General features: G+C 76.5%; 2 protein-coding genes and 2 pseudogenes. All 4 read left to right on the top strand.

Annotation, left to right across the window (positions count from 1 at the left end; genetic code table 11):
* Positions 1 to 494 (top strand): annotated as a pseudogene (locus ABEB16_RS06425) (hypothetical protein); the annotation flags it as partial.
* A 68-nt stretch (positions 495 to 562) separates the two neighbouring features.
* Positions 563 to 985 (top strand): helix-turn-helix domain-containing protein, encoded by a 423-nt coding sequence (locus ABEB16_RS06420; protein ID WP_345711429.1) that lies wholly within the window; start codon positions 563 to 565, stop codon positions 983 to 985.
* 39 nt (positions 986 to 1024) lie between these two features.
* On the top strand, positions 1025 to 1999 hold the full coding sequence (locus ABEB16_RS06415; RefSeq protein ID WP_345711428.1) for a glycosyltransferase family 2 protein: 975 nt from the start codon (positions 1025 to 1027) through the stop codon (positions 1997 to 1999).
* Positions 1996 to 2487, top strand: a pseudogene (locus ABEB16_RS06410) (glycosyl transferase); the annotation flags it as partial. The gene ABEB16_RS06415 and the pseudogene ABEB16_RS06410, both read left to right, overlap by 4 nt.

Raw genomic sequence — 2487 nt, 5'->3', positions numbered from 1 at the left:
TCCGTCGCTCACGTCGACCACCTCCTGCCCGAACCGTGCGGCGGGGGACGCCGCCGGGGCTGCGCACCGAGCGCGGCCAGGTGCGGGCGGTGGCGCAGGCCTGCGCGTCGTTCCGCGCCGGGGACGTGGCGCTGGCGGTGGACGCCCGGGCCCGCAACGAGTGGCCGCAGGTGCTGCGGGTCACGTGCCGGGTGCCGGCGGCGTCCGTGGTGGTGCCGACGTCGGCGGGGGCGCCGGGCTCGGCGGAGGCGACGGCGGTGGAGGTGGCGGCGGTGCGGCGGGCGGCGGCGCGCATCCGGGCGGCGGGTGGGCGCCCGGTGCTGGTGGCGGCGGAGGGTTCGGCGTCGCTGGTGCGGCTGGGGGTGCCGCAGGCGGCGGTGCGGCGGGTGGCGCACGTGCGCACCAGCGAGGACGAGCGGGTGCTCCAGGAGCGCCCGGACGGTGCGCAGGCCATCGCGGTGGAGCTGTACGCCGCGCCGGCGCCGGCGTCGTGACCGACCGGGCCGGCACGCTGTGAGCGAACGGCGGGGCGCCGGGCGGTGCCAGCGCCTAACGTCTCCCCATGGTGCTCCTGCGATCCCTGCTCGGTGCGGCGCTGCGGAGCGCCCGGCGCGACAGGAACCGGACCCTGCGGGACGTGGCGAAGGCGGCGGGCGTGTCCCTCGGCTACCTCTCCGAGGTCGAGCGGGGCCGCAAGGAGCCCTCCAGCGAGGTGCTGGCCGCCATCTGCGCCGCCCTCGGCCTGCGCCTGTCGGACCTGCTCGTCACGGCCCAGCTGGAGCTGCAGGCGGAGGAGTCGAGGGTGCGCGAGCAGCGCCGCCGCGAGCCCGTCGTGCACCAGCTCGCAGGTGCCCCGGCCGCCCCGGCGGCGCGCCACCGGGTGGCCCGCGCCCAGCTGCACGCGGCGCCGCGGCGGGCGGTGCGGCAGGTGGCGCTGCCGGTGGTGTCCGGTGCGGCGGCGACGGCGGCGCGGCTGGCCGCCTGAGGCCGGGGGGCCGCCGCAGCGGTTAGGCTCCCCATCGCCATGGCACCCGAACTCCCCGCCGCGCCCGCGGCCCCGGTCCCCGTCCCCGCAGGCGTCCCCGCCGGCGTCCCCGCGCAGGCGCCCGCGGCGGTCGTCGCCACGATCGTGCTGCCCTGCTACAACGAGGAGCAGAACGTCCTGCTGGAGCTGCGGCGGATCACCGCCGTGATGGACGCCGACGGGATGCCCTACGAGGTCCTGGCCATCGACGACGCCTCCACCGACGGCACGCTGGCGGTGCTGCGGGAGGCGGAGCGGGTCATGCCGCACGTGCAGGTGGTGGCCTTCCGCCGCAACGGCGGTTCGGGCACGGCCCGGCGCATCGGCACCCAGATGGCCCGCGGCGAGATCGTGGTGTGGACGGACGCGGACCTCACCTACCCCAACGAGCGCATCCCCGAGCTCGTGCGGATGCTGCTGGAGGACGACTCCTACGACCAGGTCGTGGGCGCGCGCACCAGCGAGGAGGGCTCGCACAAGGTCCTGCGGGTGCCCGCCAAGTGGGTGATCCGCAAGGTCGCGGAGACGTTGACGAACGAGCGGATCCCCGACCTCAACTCGGGTCTGCGCGCCTTCCGCCGCGCCGTGGCGCTGCCGTACCTGCGCCTGCTGCCCGCCGGCTTCAGCTGCGTCACGACGATCACGCTGTCGTTCCTGTCCAACCAGCACGACGTGAAGTACGTGCCGATCGAGTACGCCAAGCGCTCGGGGCGCTCGAAGTTCCACTTCGTGAAGGACGCCTACCGCTACATCCTGCAGGTGCTGCGGATGGTGATGTACTTCGAGCCGCTGCGCGTGCTGATGCCGCTGGCGCTGTTCGTGTTCGGCACCGGTGCCGTCAAGGCGGTCGTCGACATGGTCCGCCACCCCTTCTACTTCCCGGCGAACACGGTGCTGCTGCTGGTGTCCGGCCTGCTCATCGGGTCGGTGGCGCTGCTGGCGGACCTCGTGGTGCGCTCCCGGGACGGCGTGTGAGCCGCCCCGGCACGACCTCGGGGCGGCGCGGGCCGCGCACGGCGGTGGTGGGGCCGGCGCACCCGGCCAAGGGCGGCGTCGTGGCGCACACCACGGAGCTGGCCCGCCGCCTGGACGCCCGCGACCGCGCGGGTGACCCGGCCGGCGACCCGACCGCGACGGGCGCCGAGCTGGTGTCCTGGGCCAAGCTCTACCCGCAGCGGCTCTACCCGGGCGAGCTGACCGCGCCGGGCGGCCTGCCGGACGTGCCGCTGTTCGCCCGCACCACCTACCCGCTGCGCTGGGACCGCCCCGACTCCTGGTGGCGCACCGGCCGCCGCCTGGCCGGGCGCGAGCTGCTCGTGCTCGGCCACGTCGTGCCCTTCCAGGTGCCGGCGCTGCTGGCGCTGCTGGCCGGTTCCCGCGCGGGCTCCGGCCCGGCCCCGCGGGCGGTCGTCGTCGCGCACAACGTGCTGCCGCACGAGCCGGGTCCGGCCGACGCGGTGCTG

Origin of the sequence: Kineococcus glutinatus, assembly GCF_039542765.1 — a bacterium.
GTDB lineage: Bacteria > Actinomycetota > Actinomycetes > Actinomycetales > Kineococcaceae > Kineococcus_A > Kineococcus_A glutinatus.
Note: the sequence above shows the minus strand (reverse complement) of the source record. Positions and strands in the feature narration are given on the sequence as shown.

Excerpts from the sequence above, each read along its gene's own strand:
- ABEB16_RS06420 (WP_345711429.1), top strand. The coding sequence starts at position 563 with ATGGTGCTCCTGCGATCCCTGCTCGGTGCGGCGCTGCGGAGCGCCCGG.
- ABEB16_RS06415 (WP_345711428.1), top strand. The coding sequence starts at position 1,025 with ATGGCACCCGAACTCCCCGCCGCGCCCGCGGCCCCGGTCCCCGTCCCC.